Source organism: Klebsiella sp. HN106 (assembly GCF_051209435.1).
Classification (GTDB): Bacteria; Pseudomonadota; Gammaproteobacteria; order Enterobacterales; family Enterobacteriaceae; genus Klebsiella; species Klebsiella oxytoca.
Genome location: NZ_JBLURD010000002.1, coordinates 675202 through 694858 on the forward strand (window position 1 = coordinate 675202; position 19657 = coordinate 694858).

The 19657-nt window shown below is 55.4% G+C and carries 16 protein-coding genes; 5 read left to right on the forward strand and 11 right to left on the reverse strand.

Features of this window, described 5'->3' with window-relative positions; genetic code table 11:
- Positions 1-8: 8 nt before the first annotated feature.
- Positions 9-1676, reverse strand: a complete 1668-nt coding sequence (locus ACSIPU_RS09765) for an acyl-CoA synthetase FdrA (protein WP_435321919.1) — start codon at positions 1674-1676, stop codon at positions 9-11.
- A gap of 315 nt (positions 1677-1991) precedes the next feature.
- On the opposite strand from ACSIPU_RS09765, the gene allD reads away from it, so the two are divergent.
- Genes allD through allE form a run of 3 tightly spaced genes read left to right on the forward strand, consistent with a single transcriptional unit; the run spans position 1992 to position 5091 of the window.
- Positions 1992-3041: an ureidoglycolate dehydrogenase gene (gene allD, locus ACSIPU_RS09770; RefSeq protein WP_004099759.1), complete on the forward strand. Its 1050-nt coding sequence runs from the start codon at positions 1992-1994 to the stop codon at positions 3039-3041.
- A gap of 21 nt (positions 3042-3062) precedes the next feature.
- Entirely contained in the window at positions 3063-4298 is a 1236-nt protein-coding gene (allC, locus tag ACSIPU_RS09775; protein WP_004099758.1) for an allantoate deiminase, read from the forward strand.
- Positions 4299-4308: 10 nt separating this feature from the next.
- Positions 4309-5091, forward strand: a complete 783-nt coding sequence (gene allE / locus ACSIPU_RS09780) for a (S)-ureidoglycine aminohydrolase (RefSeq protein ID WP_435321921.1) — start codon at positions 4309-4311, stop codon at positions 5089-5091.
- 217 nt (positions 5092-5308) lie between these two features.
- On the opposite strand, the gene glxK is transcribed toward allE, so the two are convergent.
- The 10 genes from glxK to allA all read right to left on the reverse strand — a co-directional run bounded on the left by glxK (position 5309) and on the right by allA (position 17331).
- A complete protein-coding gene (gene glxK / locus ACSIPU_RS09785; RefSeq protein ID WP_196557714.1) occupies positions 5309-6454 on the reverse strand; it encodes a glycerate 3-kinase in 1146 nt (381 codons plus the stop codon).
- Positions 6455-6475: 21 nt separating this feature from the next.
- Positions 6476-7783: a uracil/xanthine transporter gene (locus tag ACSIPU_RS09790; protein WP_004099755.1), complete on the reverse strand. Its 1308-nt coding sequence runs from the start codon at positions 7781-7783 to the stop codon at positions 6476-6478.
- Positions 7784-7943: 160 nt separating this feature from the next.
- Entirely contained in the window at positions 7944-9305 is a 1362-nt protein-coding gene (gene allB / locus ACSIPU_RS09795; RefSeq protein ID WP_196557712.1) for an allantoinase AllB, read from the reverse strand.
- A gap of 131 nt (positions 9306-9436) precedes the next feature.
- On the reverse strand, positions 9437-10891 hold the full coding sequence (locus ACSIPU_RS09800) for an allantoin transporter (RefSeq protein ID WP_004099750.1): 1455 nt from the start codon (positions 10889-10891) through the stop codon (positions 9437-9439).
- A gap of 79 nt (positions 10892-10970) precedes the next feature.
- On the reverse strand, positions 10971-12227 hold the full coding sequence (locus ACSIPU_RS09805) for an MFS transporter (protein ID WP_004099748.1): 1257 nt from the start codon (positions 12225-12227) through the stop codon (positions 10971-10973).
- Positions 12228-12280: 53 nt separating this feature from the next.
- Positions 12281-13159: a 2-hydroxy-3-oxopropionate reductase gene (glxR, locus tag ACSIPU_RS09810; RefSeq protein ID WP_016808721.1), complete on the reverse strand. Its 879-nt coding sequence runs from the start codon at positions 13157-13159 to the stop codon at positions 12281-12283.
- A 119-nt stretch (positions 13160-13278) separates the two neighbouring features.
- Positions 13279-14055 (reverse strand): hydroxypyruvate isomerase, encoded by a 777-nt coding sequence (hyi, locus tag ACSIPU_RS09815; protein WP_004099744.1) that lies wholly within the window; start codon positions 14053-14055, stop codon positions 13279-13281.
- Between the two features lie 13 nt (positions 14056-14068).
- Positions 14069-15850 carry a glyoxylate carboligase gene (gene gcl, locus ACSIPU_RS09820; RefSeq protein ID WP_196557710.1) on the reverse strand — a complete coding sequence of 594 codons (1782 nt, stop codon included), beginning with the start codon at positions 15848-15850 and terminating at the stop codon, positions 14069-14071.
- Positions 15851-15938: 88 nt separating this feature from the next.
- Positions 15939-16757 carry an HTH-type transcriptional repressor AllR gene (gene allR / locus ACSIPU_RS09825; RefSeq protein WP_004099742.1) on the reverse strand — a complete coding sequence of 273 codons (819 nt, stop codon included), beginning with the start codon at positions 16755-16757 and terminating at the stop codon, positions 15939-15941.
- Positions 16758-16848: 91 nt separating this feature from the next.
- The gene (gene allA / locus ACSIPU_RS09830) at positions 16849-17331 is read right to left on the reverse strand and encodes an ureidoglycolate lyase (RefSeq protein ID WP_004099741.1); all 483 of its coding nucleotides are present in this window, start codon (positions 17329-17331) and stop codon (positions 16849-16851) included.
- Positions 17332-17542: 211 nt separating this feature from the next.
- Between allA and allS the strand changes: the two genes are divergently transcribed.
- Together allS and mnmH are read left to right on the forward strand one after the other, a co-directional pair.
- Positions 17543-18466 carry an HTH-type transcriptional activator AllS gene (gene allS, locus ACSIPU_RS09835; RefSeq protein WP_004111061.1) on the forward strand — a complete coding sequence of 308 codons (924 nt, stop codon included), beginning with the start codon at positions 17543-17545 and terminating at the stop codon, positions 18464-18466.
- Between the two features lie 87 nt (positions 18467-18553).
- Entirely contained in the window at positions 18554-19633 is a 1080-nt protein-coding gene (mnmH, locus tag ACSIPU_RS09840) for a tRNA 2-selenouridine(34) synthase MnmH (RefSeq protein ID WP_105889829.1), read from the forward strand.
- Positions 19634-19657 lie beyond the last annotated feature (24 nt).

Genomic DNA, 19657 nt, shown 5'->3' on the forward strand with positions numbered 1-19657 from the left:
GAGACCTCTTATTGCAAACGTTCTAATAAACGAGCCAGTTTCTTATTCCCACCGGCAATCGGCGCCCACTGATAGTGAACAACCGGCGTTCCGGCGGTCTGTAAATCGAGCGCAAAGCTGCGCAGGCCAGCATTAATCACCGACACGCCGTCCAGCAGGCCGGCGCGCGGGGCAGGAGCGGCTTTCCGCGGCGGGCTAATCAGCGCGGCGGCAAGCAAGGTGGCTTCAGGCAGGCTATCGACCACGGCGATCCCCGCATCTTCAAGGACTGAAATCTGACGGGAGCGGCACTGCGGATCGCTTTCGGTTCCGGTCACCGTCGCGATAACGTGCAGCGGACTATCGTCGGCTCTGGTCGCCCACGCCCGCTGGCATGCTTCGACCAGCGAGCCGGCCGGATCGGCGGTGGCGCCGTAGCCAATCACCACGTCCAGCAGTAGTACGCCAACCTGAGTTTCCGCGCCAAGTTCGGCAATCAGCTGGTTGCGCAGGGAGGGGTCGATCATCGGATGCGGACGGCCGACAGTGTAAAAATCGTCACCAAGATCGACGACCCGGTGCCCCTGCGCGTCGAGCATCATGCCCTGCGGGTGATGCGCATCAGGGGTAATGTTCAGCCGTTCTGCCAGCAATCCTGCGGATTCAGCAGCCAGCGTACCGCCGGTGTATAAGCCGCGAATCTGCTTGCCCGCCACCGCGGGAAGGCTTGCCTGACGCCGCCCCACTCGCGCCAGCAGGCAGGCCAGACGCCCGGCCTCGTCAAGCGTGCGGGCGAACCAGACGTTTTCATCGCGGGCGATCGGCGGCGTATAGCCGAGAAATAGCGCCACCACCGGTTTCGCGCTGCGCTTCATGGCGGCGATGATCTTCAGACGCACCGCTTCGGCGGGAGGTTTAGAAACAAAGGCCAGCACCTGGCTCTGCGCATCCTGGGTCAGCATTTCCAGCGCCGTTTGCGCGCTGATGCCGCCCACTTCGGCGCTCAGATCGCGGCCGCCGAGACCGATCGCATGGCTGATCCCTTCGCCGCCGAGGACAATCTGCGAGACCAGCTCCTGAATACCGGTGCCGGACGCGCCAATAACGCCGATGTTGCCTTCCGGCGTAACGTTGGCGAAAGCCAGCGGCGTGCCGGCAATCATGGCGGTGCCGCAGTCCGGCCCCATGACCAGCAGCCCTTTGTCGCGGGCGCGGGTTTTGAGCGCGATTTCATCTTCCAGCGTGACGTTGTCGGAGAAGATCATGACGTTTTTCTCGCTGCTGAGCGCCTGATGGGCAAGCTCCGCGGCGTACTCCCCGGCAACGGAAATTAAGGTCATATTGGCCTGCGGTAGCTTCTGCGTTGCGCTTTGCCAGCGGCGAACCACGCTCAGGCTCTGACTTTGCCCGCTCCCCTGCGCCAGGGCGGTAAGGGCCTCATCAAGACGGGCGGCGATCATTTGCGTAACCGACGCATCCGCGCAATCGGTGCGGATCGCCACGCAAATGTCATTTGGCGTCGCGCTGGCAAAATCGTCGTGCCAGAACCCGGTCGTTTCCAACAGCGATTTATTTGCCGGTGTGCCCATCATGACTGAAACATCATCGACATTTTCCGACTCGCTCAGCTTGCGTGAAATAATCCTTAAGCTGACCGAATCCTGGAAACAGCCCTTTTTAATAAAGGCATGGATCATAATAACTCCCCAATAATTGCACCCATTGCAATTGAATGAGCATGGTTAATCTGCCATCAGGCTAACGGGATAAAATTATCGACGGCGTGACCGGAATCACATGAGAATTATTACAAGACGCTTTCAAATAAAGCCGAAGGCATTAGCCCGAGTTTTTTAATGAATAGATTAACCGGGTCCCTTCTGACAAACCCACGGTGATTATTAAATAAAATCTAACTAACTATTTTTACCAATACAGATCACAATTTAAGTTTATTTTCCCCGTATTTTATTTGGCAGTCAGGCTCTACACCGTCGTTAAAAGGAAGACAGATGAAAGTCAGTCGGGAAACACTTCATCAGCTTATTGCCAATAAGCTGAATACAGCAGGGCTTACTCGCAATCATGCGGATATCATTGCCGATGTACTGGTTTATGCCGATGCCAGGGGTATTCATTCGCACGGCGCGGTTCGCGTTGAATATTATGCGGAACGTATTTCAAAAGGCGGAACCAATCGTCATCCCACCTTCACCTTTGAAAAGAACGGCCCCTGCAGCGGTATTTTGCATGCCGATAATGCCGCCGGTCAGGTGGCCGCCAAAATGGGCATGGAGCACGCGATAGAATTGGCCAGGGAAAACGGCGTGGCCGTGGTCGGCATCCGGCGTATGGGCCACAGCGGAGCGATCTCTTACTTCACCCGGCAGGCCGCCCGCGCCGGGCTAATCGGGATTTCGCTGTGCCAGTCAGACCCGATGGTCGTGCCTTTTGGCGGGGCGGAAATCTATTACGGAACCAACCCGCTGGCCTTTGCCGCGCCCGGCGAGGGCGATGATATCATCACCTTCGACATGGCCACCACGGTGCAGGCATGGGGGAAAATTCTCGACGCCCGCTCGCGCCATGAAACCATTCCCGATAGCTGGGCGGTGGATAAAAACGGCGCGCCGACCCGCGATCCTTTTGCCGTTCACGCCCTGCTTCCGGCAGCCGGCCCGAAAGGCTACGGCCTGATGATGATGATCGACGTCCTCTCCGGCATTTTGCTCAATCTCCCCTTCGGCCGCCAGGTCAGCTCTATGTACGACAACCTGAGCCAGGGACGCGAGCTGGGCCAGCTGCATATCGTCATCAACCCGGCATTTTTCTCCTCCAGCGCGCTATTCCGCCAGCATATCAGCGACACCATGCGTGAATTAAACGCCATTACGCCAGCGCCCGGATTTAACCAAGTGTATTACCCCGGGCAGAACCTGGATATCAATGAGAAAAACAGCGCCGTCAACGGTATCGAGATCGTTGATGAGATTTATGACTATCTGGTTTCGGACGCTTTATATAACCGCTCTTATGAAACCAATTCCCCGTTTGCTCAATAAATTAAAATACAGGAGTTGCGTATGGCTCATTATTTTCGACAGGCAATAGAAGAGACATTGCCCTGGCTTTCCTCTTTCGGCGCCGACCCGACCGGGGGCATAACCCGCCTGCTCTATTCGCCAGAATGGCTGCAGGCGCAGCAGGCATTCAAACAAAGAATGAGCGAAAGCGGACTGGAAACGCGCTTTGATGAAGTGGGCAATCTCTATGGTCGCCTGCCCGGCACGCGCTTTCCCGATGAGGTTATCCTCAGCGGTTCGCATATTGATAGCGTCGTTAACGGCGGCAATCTTGACGGCCAGTTCGGCGCGCTGGCGGCCTGGCTGGCGGTTCGCTGGCTAAAAGAGACCTACGGGGCGCCGCTGCGCACCGTGGAAGTGCTGGCGTTAGCGGAAGAAGAAGGTAGCCGCTTCCCTTACGTCTTCTGGGGCAGCAAAAATATCGTCGGCATCGCTAATCCAGCGGACGTACGCGAAATTAAAGACGCTAAAGGCGTGGCGTTTATCGATGCCATGAAGCAGTGCGGTTTCAGCCTACCTGCCGCTCCGCTGGCGCCGCGCCGGGATATTAAAGCCTTCGTAGAGCTGCATATTGAGCAGGGTCGCGTGCTGGAAACCAACAAGCAGTCTATCGGCGTGGTCAACGCCATAGTCGGACAGCGTCGCTACACCATCACCCTCACCGGCGAGTCTAACCATGCCGGCACGACGCCAATGGGCTACCGTCGCGATACCGTCCACGCCTTTAGCCGTATCTGCTGCGAATCTATCGCCAAAGCAAAAGCCCACGGTGACCCGCTGGTGCTCACCTTCGGTAAAGTCGACCCGCAGCCGAATACCGTCAACGTGGTGCCGGGCAAAACCGTCTTCACTATGGACTGCCGCCATACCGATGCTCTGGAGTTAACGGCATTTACTGAGGTCATTGAGGCCGATATGCGGCGGATCTGTCAGGAGATGGATATCGGCATTGAGATCGACCTGTGGATGGATGAGGCTCCGGTTCCCATGGATAAGAAGCTGGTGGCCCAGCTCACCGCGCTTTGTGAAAAAGAGAAGGTGAATTTCCGCGTGATGCACAGCGGCGCGGGACACGACGCGCAGATATTCGCTCCCTGCTTCCCGACCTGCATGATCTTTATGCCGAGCATCAAAGGCATCAGCCATAACCCGGCGGAAAGTACGCATATCGAGGATCTGGCGGAAGGCGTAAAAACGCTCGCCTTAATGTTGCATCAACTGGCCTGGACTGAATAAGGAAACGATCATGGGTTATTTAAATAATGTGCTTGGCTATCGCGATGATTTACTGGCCAGCCGTTCCATCGTGCGCCACGGCAATTACGCGCTGCTGACGCCGGACGGTCTGGTCAAGAACGTTATTCCGGGTTTTGAACATTGCGATGTGACTATTTTGTCAACGCCGAAATTAGGCGCCACCTTTGTTGATTATCTGGTCACGCTGCATGAAAACGGCGGTCATCAAAGCGGTTTTGGCGGCGAAGGCATCGAGACCTTCCTGTATGTGATTAAGGGAGAAATCATCGCCGGGGCTCAGGGTAAATCCTTCGCGCTGACCGAAGGCGGTTATCTTTACTGCCCGCCGGGTGAGCGGATGACTTTCAGTAATAACCATTCAGCCGATAGCCAGCTCTTCCTCTATAAGCGCCGCTATATTCCGACAGAGGGCCATGCGCCTTATCTGGTCACCGGCAACGTCAGCCAGCTGGAGCGTATTCATTATGAAGGAATGGAAGACGTTATTCTGATCGATTTCCTGCCAAAAGAGCTGGGCTTCGATATGAATATGCATATTCTCTCTTTCGCACCGGGGGCCAGCCACAGCTACATTGAAACCCACGTCCAGGAGCATGGCGCCTATATTCTCTCCGGCCAGGGAGTGTATAACCTCGACAACAGCTGGGTTCCGGTCAAGCAAGGCGATTATATCTTTATGGGCGCTTACTCCCTGCAGGCGGGATACGGCGTCGGACGGGAAACGTTCAGCTACATCTATTCAAAAGACTGCAACCGCGACGTTGAGATCTGATGGCTGACAAGCTGCAAACCTTACTATTGCCCGCTGGCGCGGGCCTACGGATTCAGTACAACTTTTTGCTATCGTCAATTTCGTAGGCCGGGTAAGGCGCCAGCCGCTAAAACGCGGGCGCAGTGTTCAAAACAGGTTGGTTATCAAACGCCCAGAATTCACTTTTTTGTTTAGCTATGTTGGATTTTGCCACGGTGTGAACCGTGGCATTTTTTATTCAGGCAGGCAGCGTCTGGCCAAGCTTGATGGCGCAGGCGATATTGCGCGCGCAGGCGTAAAGATTCTGCTCGCCGCGATCCAGCACCTCGGCCAGCGGCGCCAGCGCGGGAAGAATGCTAAAGACCGCATCAATACCATGCTGATGCACCGCTTCGACGCCGTCACCCAGCACGCCGGCGATGCCGATAACCGGAATGCTGTGCTTTTTGGCGATCCGCGCCACGCCAACCGGCGCTTTGCCGCCGACGGTTTGCGAATCCATACGCCCTTCGCCGGTGATCACCAGGTCCACATCGCGCAGCGCCTCCTCCAGATGAACCGCCTCCAGCACAATATCGATGCCCGATTTCAGCGTGGCGTTAAGGAATACGCGAGCCGCCGCGCCCATCCCGCCGGCCGCGCCGCCGCCGACCATCGCCGTCACATCCTGACCGGTTGCCGCCAGCAGCACCTGAGCGTAATTTTCTAAACCGCGCTCCAGAACGGCGACCATGCCTGCGCAGGCCCCTTTTTGCGGGCCAAAGACCGCCGCCGCGCCGCGTTCGCCGAGTAGCGGATTATCCACATCGCAGGCTACGTCAATCCGGCACTCGCGAAGTCGCGGGTCGAGATCGCGTAAATCAACGTTGACCAGCCGCTCTAACGCTCCGCCGCCGAGGCCGACGCTCTCGCCGCGTTCATCAACAAAGCGTGCTCCCAGCGCCTGAGCCATCCCCATTCCGCCGTCCACCGTGGCGCTGCCGCCAATACCGAGAATTATGTGACGGACGCCGGCGTCCAGCGCATGGCGAATCAGCTCACCGGTGCCGTAGCTGGTGGCCTGCAGGGGGTTGCGTTCGTCGGGGGGAACCAGCATGAGTCCGCTGGCCGCCGCCATCTCAATAAACGCGGTGTGTCCGTCGCCGCTCAGGCCATAGAAAGCGCCGACAAAATCGCCCATCGGCCCCATGACCGGCAGCATCACCATTTTACCCTCGGTGGCCTCAACCATTGCCTCCACCGTCCCCTCGCCGCCGTCCGCGATCGGCAGACAGATGCACTCCGCCTGCGGGAAAATAGAGGTAAAGCCCGCCTTAATCGCCTGGGCGCAGCGGCTGGCGCTTACGCTTTCTTTGAAAGAGTCCGGTGCAATAATTATTTTCATGGTTCATCCTTTTTAATGTCATTACTTAATACGATCCCAGGGAATGAGATTTTCCATCACCACCGCCAGCAGCACGCCGATTAATAAGCCGTTGCCTAATAGCGGTCGAATTGTCAGGGGCAGCGTCTGGAGATAGACCGGCGGCAGGCCCATTAAAAAGATGCCGATAAATAACGGCAGCGCCAGCCGGTAGATATTTCGTGCGGTGAAGGTGATTTGTTTACTGAAAGATAAGCTGGAATATAACAACGGAAGATAGGAGACCAGCATGACCGCGCTGCTAATCGGCAAAGGCAGCGTGGTAAAAAAGTGGGTCAGCGGCGTAAATAGTCCCACCAGCAGACAGCACAGGCAGCCGATAATAAATGGCTGGCGCGAAGTCTCTCCAGTTTGGGTTAATAAACCTATCGATGAAACAAAAGGCGAAAACGGCACCACGCTGAGCGGAACCGTTATTAAGGTCATCAGGCCGGAGATAATAAAGCTTCGTCGGTAGCGGGTATTGCTGGCGCCCTGCTGGGGATAAAAAACGTCGCTACCGCGAATTGCGCCGTAGGTATTCGTAATATTCACCAGCCCCGCCAGCAGCGCCGTCAAAATAATGCCGGGGCGTAACTCCCCGCCGTAGCCAAGTGGAAACCACTGCCAGTGAATCGGCCCGGATGCCATCGTGGCGGGCGGAGTGCGAAACAGCAGGTACCAGCCAGCCCAGCCTACGAGGGTGCCAAACAGCAGGGCATAGCGAGCAATGCCGTCCGGAAGAAAAATGATCATCCCCAGCACCAACAGCATCACCGCCAGCGCCAGGCTAAACGGCGCCAGCTGAACGCCCACGTTAGCCTGGGTCGAACTGAAAGGCAGCCCGAGCATGCCTTTAAAAAAGATCGTGGTGAGCTGCGCGCCGAGCAGCAGCATAAAAAAGACCATGACCGTCGGGCTGAAGAGCTTCGCCAGACGGTGACCGATGCCGCTCACGCCGATGATGATGGTGAATATCGCCGACAGAGAGATGCCAACCGCCAGGCTTGACGCAATGCTGGCAAATGGAGTGCCGCGCGCGGCTTCACCGACGGTGACGGTCAGGATAGTGCTCCACCATAGTCCCGTAGGCCCTTCCATAATCGCCCGACGATGGCCCAGCAGCGCCTGCGCCAGGCAGGCCAGCCCGGTGGTGATAAAACCGTACTGAGTCAGCGTAATCAGCGCGCTGGCGGGCAGCTGAAAAGCAGACTGTAACGTCGGCGGTACCACGACGGTGTTGCAGAAAATAAAGAAGAACCATTGAAATCCCGCCAGGGTGTTTCGTTTATTGAGCGGAAATACCACCATGATTGAATCCTGAAAAAGCGCCTGCCGTTAAACAGGCGCTGAGCATGGAATGGGGCAAGTGATTCCCCGGGTCGCTGCTTGCGCCTTATCCGGGCGACAAATCGGCTCGTAGACCGGAGAAGGCGTTTACGCCGCAAGCCGGGAATTCACCGGATCCCCGTTACTGCTGATGCTTAAGGATAAATTTCCCCTTCGGCGCGTGCGAGAAGCCCTGCTCGCTGTCATAGATCACATCGCCGCGCAGGAGGGTTCTGGCGATCCGCGCGCCAATCGTACGGCCGACGTAAGGGCTGACTTTATGGCGATATTCAAGGTCTTCCGCCTGCAGAACGTAGCTGCTGTTCGGCTGAATAAACACCAGGTCAGCGTCTTTGCCCGGCGCGATGCGACCCTTATGCTTCAGGCCGAAAATATCCGCGGCGTTGGTCGCCATCAGGCGAGCAAACTGCGGCAAAGGCATACCGCGCTTCTGCACCGCTTCATCGAACATGACGTCCATACAGTTTTGCAGACCGGCAATCCCGCCCCAGGCCTGCATGATATTGCCCGCCTTCATTTCCGGCGGGCACGGAGAGTGGTCGGACACCAGGCAGTCGATCTCACCGTTGAATAGCTTTTCCCACAGCCCTTTCTGATTTTCCGCGTCGCGGATCGGCGGAGAGCATTTCGCCAGGGTGCCAATCTTTTCAAACTGTTCGGTATCCAGTACAAAGTAGTGCGGGCAGGATTCGCAGGTGACATCCTGACCTTCCTGACGGGCGCGCGTCACTTCGGCGACCCCTTCCGGGCTGCTGACGTGGCACACGTGCAGGCGGCAACCGGCGACCTTCGCCAGATACAGAACGCGGCGGATCGCCTCAACTTCGGTGAATACCGGACGGGAGGCGACGTAATCATGGGCGGTCACGCGCCCTTCTCTTTTCGCCTCTTCGCCCAGCTCATCGCAGATCAGCGCGTTTTCGCAGTGCACCAATACCGTCTGCTTCATCTCGGCCAGCTTTTGTACGCCTTTGAAGAACTGCCAGTCGTTAACGTCGCGGAAGTCATTGTCAATCCCGCGATCGCCGCAGGTTGCGACGAAGCATTTGAACCCCACCACGCCCACTTCATCCAGCTCGTGCAGCCGGTCAAGGTTATAGGAGACCAGGCCGCCAAGCTGCGCGGCATCGATGGTCAACTTGCCTTTCGCGGCGTCGAATTTCAGCTCAATGGTCTCTCGATCGACGGTGGCCGGCAGCTGGTTCAGCGGCATTTCGATCATCGTAGTGATGCCCCCTTTTGCCGCCGCGCGGGTACCCGTTTCGTATCCTTCCCAGTGGGTACGACCCGGCTCAGAGATGTGCGTATGCGCATCGACCATCCCCGGCGAAACGATCAACCCCGTGGCATCCATGATCTGCTTCGCGTCCCCCAGGTTTTCACCGATAGCGGCAATTTTGCCGTCAGCAACCGCGATATCGACCACCCGGGATTCGTTTTCCAGAATGACGGTGCCGTTTTTAATGATTAAATCAAAAGACATATAAAACTCCTTGTATGTGTACAGACGATTAAGCCGCCATACTTCTGTTTGCAGCCACGTACACCGCAATACCAATGGCTTTGGCTCTTGAAGCTTCATCCATGAAATAAACTTTCCTGGTTGTAATAAAATCAATTCACAGCATTGGGGCGCGCCAGGTTATTCGGCTGGGCCCGTTTTTTCAGCAAGGCGTAGGCGGCAAAAGCGACAATAACACCAACAAACCACGACACGCGGGAGAACGGTTCGAGCAGCGGGATAAATTTTCCGCCGAGCGATAAAATAACCGCCACAATCGTTACCAGGAATGCGGTAACGTTAAATCCATTATCGAAATATTTATAATCTCCAGGCGCGGTGTAAAGTTCATCAAGATTAATTTGCCCACGCATGACGATAAAATAGTGCGCCATCATTACGCCAATAACCGGACCCAGCATGCCGCCGATAATATCGAGAAAAAGATAAATACTGTCCTGATTTTCCATTAATTTCCAGGGGCAGATCAGCAGGCTAATAATACTGGCAATCAGCACGCCGTTTTTATAGGTCAGTTTCGTGGGAGCAATCGCCGCAATTTGATAGCCCGCAGGAATAATATTACCGGTGGCGTTGGTGGAGATCGTGGTCATTAATATCACCAGCACCGCAAAGAACGAGGCAAACAGGCTGTCCCATTTCTGCACAATATCCAGTACGTTCCAGGTATCCATACCGTAATGGATACTGGCGCCGGCGATAATGCACACTCCGGCCACCGCGAACAGAATATAGGCCACCACTAAGCCAAGGGTTTGCCCAACGGCCTGCTCGCGAAACGAACGCGCGTTCTGGGTAAAGTCCGAGGCGCTCACCGCCGGCGCGGCCCAGACGGCAACGACCGCATTGATAACGACCAGGAACAGGAAGCCGGTATGCTCCGCTTTCGCCACCCCGGTCGGCAGATAGTCTAGGATCGGACCGATCCCGACCAGCGAGATAGCCCAGATAGCCATGCCGCCGAAGACAATATAGATGCAGGGATTGAGGATTGCGGTAAATTTATTGAGAACTTTTCCGCCGCCGAAACCAATCGCCACATTAATCAGCCAGAAAACCAGAAAGGCGATCATCCCCGGCAACGACAGTCCCAGCAGCTTAAAATCACCGCCGAGCGTCAGAAACTCGGGCCACAGTTTGCCTAATAAGATCAGGAATGCCAGCGAGCCGGCATAGCATTGCAAACCAAACCACATAATTGCCGCAATGCCGCCTCTGAGCAGGCCGGGTAATAATGCACCACGCACACCATAAGAAGCTCTTAATATCATTGCGAAGGGGACACCGTATTTACTTCCGGCAGCACCATTAAACACCATAACCAGGGCAATAATAAAAGCACTCAATATTATCGCCATCATTATACTAAACGTTGATAGCCCGAGAATAAAAAAACCACCAACCATTACATAATTAGGCACGTTGTGTACGGAGCCCATCCATAAGGTAAAATAGTTAAATGTTTTCCAGTTACGCTGCGAGGCTACTTTGGGCAGCAGATCGTCGCTGTAACCCCTGGCTTTGTACAGGTCTTGAGTTTGTTCCATAATTCCCTCTTAATACGCATCGGATTACGTTTGTAGGTTTAGCTATGTGGAACAACAAATTTTAATTATTTATTTTTTATTATACTGGGATTGTCTTTGACTGTATTTTGTTCTTACGCAAGGTAATTAGCGCAAACAGTATCGTTCCGGTAATAACCAACCCGGCAGACATCACAAAACTAATTTCTTTTGAACCGGTCAGGTCGGAAATAAAACCGGTGAGCGTCGGTGCGACCACCGCCGAACTCATGCCAAAGAAATTAAACAAGCTAAAGGCGCGGCCTAATGTTTTCGCTGACGCCTGCTCGGAAACGAACGAGATAAGAATCGGGTCAACGGCCATTTTGCCCAGTAGTCCGTACAGCACCAGGCTAATCATCAGCATGGTGGTATTCGGCGAGAGAACGGTAAACATCAGCATGGCCGCAGCGACAATCTCCAGCCCGAGAATCACTTTGACTTTACTGTCGCGGAACTTATCCGAGAGATGGCTGAAGAACAGCGCGCCCGGCACCCCGACCACCGCCACCAGCGCGGAAGCAAAACCAATGGCGCCGCCGTCAAAGCCGCGTTCGGTCTGAAGATAAGAAGGCAGCCAGGTGACGATCAGGTAGTAGCCGTAGCAGGTGCAGAAATAGAGAAAGTAGACGCTGCACAGCAGCGGCGAAAACAGCGGCGCCGATTTCTCTTCAGCGACCGGAGCGGCAGTCGCTGCGCCAGGCTTATTCTCCGCTACGGCGGGCTCTTTTAGCTTGCGGCGAATCACCAGGGTAAACACGCAGAGCATCACCACCAGGATCGCGGCGACGATAAACAAGACATTTTGCCACGCCATATGCATGCTTTTGACCAGAATGCTTGAGCCAATCAGGCCAATCCCCATGCCGATGGCGGAGCCGCTGTTGATGATGGCGTTCGCCAGCGCCCGGCGTTCCTGCGGCACATTGGCCGAGGAGAGCGAATAGGCGGAGCTAAAAAACGACGCGCAGCCAGCGCCGGCCAGCAGCGAGCCGATATAAATCAGCGTCAGGTTTCCCGCATTAGCAATACTCAACGTACCAATAATAAACAGCGAGAAACCGCACATCAGCATAATTTTTTGTCCCAGCTTATCGACCAGAATGCCGCAGGGGATCTGCATTCCGCAATAGGCCAGAAAATAGAAGCTGGCAATCGCGCCGATTTCAGCATTACTGACGTTACCTAAGGACGCCTGAATTTCCGGATAAATAGGTGTTAATACGGTACGATAAATCCATATTGCCACCCAGCCCAGACTCATGACCACGACTATTTTCTTCCAATAGTCGATACCCGTTTTATTGATAGTATCCATAAATTCACCCGTGAGGTTTAAAAAACGCTGCCGGAACCGGCAGCATTTTCTTATTACGATATTTTATGATTGGCCATTAATTCCAGCGCCTGAACTAAAGACGAGTGGTCTAATTCACTACCACCGTTGGCGGCACAAGTGTTAAATAACTCCTGACAGGTTGCCGTATTCGGTAAATTAAGCGCCAGTGCTTTCGCGCTCTGCAATGCCAGATTAAGATCCTTCTGGTGCAGGGAAATTTTAAAGCCGGGATTAAACGTCCGGTTCAACATTCTTTCGCCATGCACTTCCAGAATACGCGAGGAGGCAAAGCCGCCCATCAGCGCCTGACGCACGCGAGCGGGATCGGCTCCGGCTTTAGACGCGAAAACCAGCGCCTCGGACACTGCTTCAATATTCAGCGCGACGATAATCTGATTGGCGACTTTACAGGTCTGACCGTCGCCATTACCGCCTACGAGGGTGATGTTTTTACCCAGAATATCAAACAGCGGTTTCACGCGGGCAAAGACGTTTTCATCGCCGCCGACCATAATTGAGAGCGTGCCTTCACGCGCGCCGATTTCGCCGCCGGATACCGGAGCATCCAGATAATCCGCGCCCAGGTCGCGCACCTGCTGCGCAAACCGCTTAGTTTCAATCGGCGAGATAGAGCTCATATCCACGATGGTTTTCCCCTTCAGCGCCGCTTTGGCGCAGCCGCGCTCGCCAAACAGAACGTCGGCAACCTGTGGGGTATCCGGAACCATGATGAAAATAATCTCCGACTGCGCCGCAACCTGCTCGGCGGTAGCCAGATGCTGCGCGCCTTGCTTAAGCAGGTCGTCAGCAACCGGGCCGATGGTAGTAACGTGCAGAGCGTGGCCTGCCCTGGCAAGTCGGAGCGCCATCGGGGTGCCCATAATACCCAGACCAATAAATCCCAGTTTCATAAGTTTCCTCTCAGAATTTCTGTTTCGATTTACCCGGGCAATAGTTATCCCTTCCTGTTGTCAGGAAATAAAACCCCTGCGTCTGGAATAATAAATACTGCCCAAAGATAAATTAAAAATTAGCGGTAGTGATTAAACCATGTCAAACCCGCTTCGGTGGTGGTCAGCGGTTTATATTCGCAGCCCACCCAGCCGTCATAGCTTGATCTATCAATAAATTTAAAAAGATAATCGTAATTAATTTCACCGGTCCCCGGCTCACCGCGATTCGGATTATCAGCAATCTGTAAATGACCAATACGGTTAGCATAAGTTTGCATCGTATGGGTTAACTCTCCCTCCATCCGCTGCATATGATAAATATCGTACTGAATTTTCAGATTATCGCTGCCGACCTCATCAATAAGCGCCAGCGCCTGATGAGTGGTATTCAGATAAAAGCCCGGCATATCGAAGTAATTAATCGGTTCGATCAGCAGCAGAATACCTTCCTGCGCCAGTGCGGCAGCGGCAAAACGTAAATTCGCCACCAGCGTGGAACGAATATGATCCTCGCGGTAGCCAGGCGGGGTTTTACCCACCAGGCAGTTGATTTTGCGATTGCCCAGCGCTTTGGCATAGCGGATTGCAGCATCCACGCCTTCGCGGAACTCCGCTTCGCGACCGGGAATACAGGCTATGCCGCGCTCTCCCGCCGCCCAGTCGCCGGCGGGTAAGTTATGTAAGGTATGCTCCAGCCGGTTGTCGCTCAGCTTTTGCTTTAATACCTCGGGCGCATAATCATACGGGAACATAAACTCAACGGCGCGAAAACCGCAGGCCGCCGCTTTCTCAAAACGATCCAGAAAATCATATTCCAGAAATAACATCGAAAGGTTGGCTGAAAAGCGCAACATAGGTTCACCTCATTTATTCATATTTCATAAAGCAGGTTTCGGTTGGCGCATCGATGGCGCTATCGGCAACATCTTCAAACTCCATCACGTTATCCAGCTCGCTACCCATGGAGATATTGGTGACCCGCTCAAGGATCACTTCCACAACAACCGGTACGCGATACTCTTTCATCCAGACATTCGCCTGCGCCAGGGCGGGCGCGATATCCTCCGGCTTGAAGACGCGAATCGCTTTGCAGCCGAGACCCTCGGCAACCTTGACGTGATCGACGCCGTAGCCGTTCACTTCGCTGGAGTTGATGTTTTCGAACGCCAGCTGGACGCAGTAATCCATATCGAACGCGCGCTGCGACTGACGAATCAGGCCCAGATAGGCGTTGTTTACCAGCACGTGGATGTAAGGAATATTGAACTGCGCACCCACCGCCAGCTCTTCAATCAGGAACTGGAAGTCAAAGTCGCCGGAGATGGCCACCACGTTACGCTCCGGATCGGCGGTGCAAACGCCCAGCGCGGCAGGAAGCGTCCAGCCCAGCGGCCCGGCCTGGCCGCAGTTGATCCAGTGGCGATCTTTAAATACGTGCAGCATCTGTGCGGCGGCGATTTGCGACAGCCCGATGGTGGTGACGTAGCACACGTCGCGACCAAAGGCTTTATTCATCTCTTCATAAACGCGCTGCGGTTTGACCGGCACGTTATCGAAGTGGGTTTTACGCAGCAGCGTACGCTTGCGCTCCTGACACTCGGCAACCCAGCGCTCGCGACGCGGCAGCCGGCCCTCTTTTTGCATCTGCTGCGCGATATCCACCAGTTGAGCCAGCGCCGCTTTCGCATCGGACACAATGCCTAAATCCGGGCACAACACGCGGCCAATCTGCGTCGGTTCGATATCGATATGGATGATTTTGCGACCTGCGGTGTACTTCTCAACGGAACCGGTATGACGGTTAGCAAAGCGGTTACCGATGCCGAATACCAGGTCGGAGGCCAGCAGCGTGGCGTTACCGTAGCGATGCGCGGTTTGTAGGCCGACCATCCCGGCCATCAATTCGTGGTCATCCGGGATGCAGCCCCACCCCATCAGCGTTGGGATGACCGGAACTTGCGTAATCTCAGCAAATTGCTGCAGCAGCGCTGCGGCATCGGCATTAATCACCCCGCCGCCGGCGACAATCACCGGACGCTCCGCCATCAGCAGCATCGCCAGCGCGCGTTCGATCTGCGGACGAGTCGCCACGGGTTTATAAGCCGGGAGCGGCGCGTACAACTCGGGGTCAAATTCGATTTCCGCCACCTGAACATCATAAGGCAGGTCGATCAATACCGGTCCCGGTCTGCCGGAACGCATCAGATGGAAAGCCTGCTGCAGCACGCCCGGTACCAGCGCCGCTTCGCGCACGGTAACCGCCATCTTGGTCACGGGCTTAGCAATGGATTCAATATCGACCGCCTGGAAATCTTCTTTATGCAGACGCGCGCGCGGCGCCTGGCCGGTGATGCACAAAATAGGTATCGAGTCCGCGGAGGCAGAATAGAGCGCGGTGATCATATCCGTTCCCGCCGGGCCCGATGTCCCCAGGCATACGCCGATATTACCGGCTGCGGCACGCGTATAGCCTTCGGCCATATGGGACGCGCCTTCCACGTGGCGAGCCAGAATATGGCGGATCCCGCCGTGCTTACGCATGGCGGAATAAAAGGGGTTAATCGCCGCGCCAGGCACGCCGAATGCGGTGGTAATCCCTTCTTTTTCGAGTACATACATTGCCGCGTCGACGGCTCTCATTTTTGCCATTTTTTACTACCTCACTATATTGGAAAATTTTTCCAAACTTGAACAAAGCCTAAAAATTCCCGCTCCTCAGAGCGGGTCGGTTCGGCGATCACTCTGCCTGGGGTTTCAGTCCCAGCGCGGTGCTGATATTCCTTGCCGTCTCCCTCACCAGCTCTCCCTGGCTGACAAAACGGTCCGGGGTTAAGCGGGACGCTGGCCCGGAAATCGAAATTGCCGCCACTACGGATCCGACATCATCGTAAACCGCTGAAGCAATACAGTTTAATCCTGTCACGTGCTCCTCCTGGTCAATGCTGTAGCCGCGGTCGCGCGCCTCATCCAGGTTTCGCTGCAGGACCGGTAAATCGACGATCGTCGACGGCGTAAAGCGCTGCAGCCCGGTCTTCACAATCACATCCACCAACTCATCCGGGGACAGCGGGTACAGCAGCGCCTTTCCGGCCCCAGAAGCATGCAGCGGCAGCCGGCTGCCGAGCGGCGCGCACATCCTTACCATCGATTTGCACTCCTGCTGGCCAATCAACACCGCTTCGTTGCCGTTACGAATCGCCACGTTTACCGTTTCCCCTGACATCAGCATCAGCCGCCGCATGAAAGGTCCGCCGACGGATAAAACATCCCGGTTATGGATGTACGCCGAGCCGACATTGAATGCGCCAAGCCCGATGTGCCACCAGCCTAGCTGCGCGTCCTGATAGACAAAATCCGCGCCCTCCAGCACTTTAAGCAGGCGAAAAGTGGTCGATAACGGTAAGTCCAGATTCAGGGAAATATCGCTGACCGACGAGCTGCCGCCGCTCTTTTCAAGGTATTGCAGTATCGCGATCCCTCTCTCCAGCGCCTGTGCGCCTTTTTGCGCGGAAGGCTCCTGCTGGCCCGGCCTTCCCCGCCTTCTCACTTCTGTCATACCTCGATTATCTCCGGCTCAAAACCTGAGCATAAATAGTGTGTAAGCGCCCACATGTTATGCAAGATAATCGACAGCGTCACGTGCAACCTCACGCAAAGCTCAGCTCCACGGTCGGGATCTCCACGACATCGCAGTTATCTTTTCCACCGCGATCGACGGTTAAAAAATCGGTTTCGCTCTGCCAGGCAAACAGCGGGTGATGCCAGACATTGCGATGATAATTTACCCCCTGGCGGCCATTGGAGATAAACGCGCGCAGCGTGGTCATGTCCGGCTCATCGCCTCCTGCCGCAACCACCACCACAAAGGCTTCGCCGTTCATCGGCACAAACGCCTGGGTGCCCAGCGGATGACGTTCCAGCTCGGTGACGACAATCGGCAATACCGCCGGCTGGGCCCGATTAATGCTGATTAGCGTGCGATCCTGCTGCAGGGTCTCCACCATGGCCAGATCGTGAAAACGCTGCACTTTGCCATCATTAATATGAAAAAAATCCTGCCCTTCCGTTTCGATAACGTCCCCATAGGGGCGGAATGCTTCGCGCGTCAGCGGCAATACCTCTAGCTTCATTGCAATATTCCTTAGTCATTAAAAACCGTCGCCCTCCTCATACCTTGAGGGTGATCGATGTCCCGGTCAATTCATGGCCATCTCAAAGTGGTATCAACTATAAGTTGGAATAATTTTCCAAAACCTGATTTAAGCCACATAATTGAGAAGGTTATTATGAAAAAATACTTAAAAATCATGGGCGAATTATTAAATTACGAGGAATAAGGCGATGCTAGACCCCGAAACACTACGTACCTTTGTCAGCGTCGCGGAGACCGGCAGCTTCTCCAGAGCAGCGGAAAAACTCTATAAAACGACCGCCACGATTAGCTATCGCATCAAACTGCTGGAAGACAACACCGGCGTCGCGCTCTTTTCGCGCACTACGCGCAGCGTCCTGCTGACTCCTGCCGGAATGCATCTCCTGGCGCAGGCCAGAGAGTGGCTGGGCTGGATTGACAGTATGCCCGGCGAGCTGCAGCAGATTAACGACGGCGTGGAGCGCCAGGTGAATATTGTGGTGAATAACCTGATGTATGACCCTCAGGCTATTGCGCGGCTACTGGCCTGGCTCACCCAGCGTTACCCTTTTACGCAATTTCATTTTTCACGACAAATTTACATGGGCGTCTGGGATACGCTCCTGCACGATGACTTTTCGCTGGCCATCGGCGTCACCGGCACCGAACCGTTAGCGGAGAATATTGCCGTCGCCCCGCTGGGTGAAGTCACCTGGCTGTTCGTGATGTCGCCGAATCATCCGCTAAGCCAGCAAACCGACCCCCTGTCGGAGGCCCAGCTACGCCGCTATCCTGCGGTCAACATTGAAGACAGCGCGCGGAGATTAACCAAACGTGTTGCCTGGCGCCTGCCGGGTCAAAAAGAGATCGTGGTTCCCGATATCGAAACCAAAGTCGCCGCCCATATCGCCGGCGTCGGCATCGGCTTTTTACCCGAGCCGCTGTGTCAGCCGCTTATCGCGCGCGGCGAGCTGGTTTCCCGGCAGATACCGACCATGCGTCCTCCCTCTCCTCTGAGCCTCGCCTGGCGTAAAGATCATCATGGTAAAGCGGTGCAGGATATCACCTCGCTATTCGGTCACTCCGCCCCGGAAATCCAGGGATTCCTGACGCTATTCAGCGATACACCGTGAAAAATCAATCCAGCCTGCCGCTCACCGCGTACAATAGGAGGATTATCGCGTCGAGCGACGCGTCTGAATGGCTTAACGGTTTAAATGATGGAATTAGTCCCACAAAATATTCGGCAGATTCTTGCCAGCGATACGCCGCTGATTGACGTCCGTGCCCCGGTTGAATTCAGGCAAAGCGCCATGCCCGCAGCGATCAACCTGCCGCTGATGAACGATGACGAGCGCGCTGCCGTCGGTACCTGCTATAAGCGTCAAGGGCCGGAAGCCGCTCTCGCACTGGGCCATCAGCTGGTGAATGGTAAGATTCGCGCCAGCCGCCTCGCCGCCTGGAAAGAGGCCTGCGCGCGTTATCCAGAAGGCTACCTGTGCTGCGCTCGCGGCGGCCAGCGTTCGCATATCGTCCAGCAGTGGCTGAAAGAAGCTGGCGTGGATTACCCTCTGATCGTCGGGGGCTATAAAGCGCTGCGCCAGGCCGCCATACAGCTTACCGAAGAGCTGGTACAGCGCCCTATCGTGCTGATCGGCGGCTGTACCGGCAATGGCAAAACTCAGCTGGTCTGCGCTCAACCTGACGGTATCGATCTCGAAGGGCTTGCCCATCACCGCGGCTCTTCATTCGGTCGCACCCTCCAGGAGCAGTATCAGCAGGCTACCTTTGAAAACCATCTGGCCGTGGCGATGCTTAAAAAGTCCGGGCAGCAGACGCGCTGGGTGCTGGAGGATGAGGGGCATATGATCGGCGCCAATCACCTGCCGGAGTGTATGCGTCTTCGCATGGCGCAGTCGCCGCTGGCGGTAGTGGAAGATCCGTTTGCTATCCGTCTTGAACGACTGCGGGAAGAGTATTTTGCGCGCATGCATCGCGATTTCCTGGCGGCCTACGGCGAAGAACAAGGCTGGCAGGCGTATAGCGAATATCTGCATCATGGCCTGTTCGCAATCCGCCGCCGCCTCGGGCTACAGCGTTTTGCCCAGCTCACCGCCAGGCTTGATGAAGCGCTGCTTGAACAGCAGCGAACCGCCGACACCGAAGCGCACTTCAGCTGGCTGGTTCCCCTGCTGAATGAGTATTACGATCCGATGTACCGCTACCAGCTCGGCAAAAAAGCGGAGAAAATTATTTTCCGCGGCAGCTGGCAGGAAGTTGCCGCCTGGCTGGCGAAGTAATCACATCCTCTCTTGTCCCGGCTT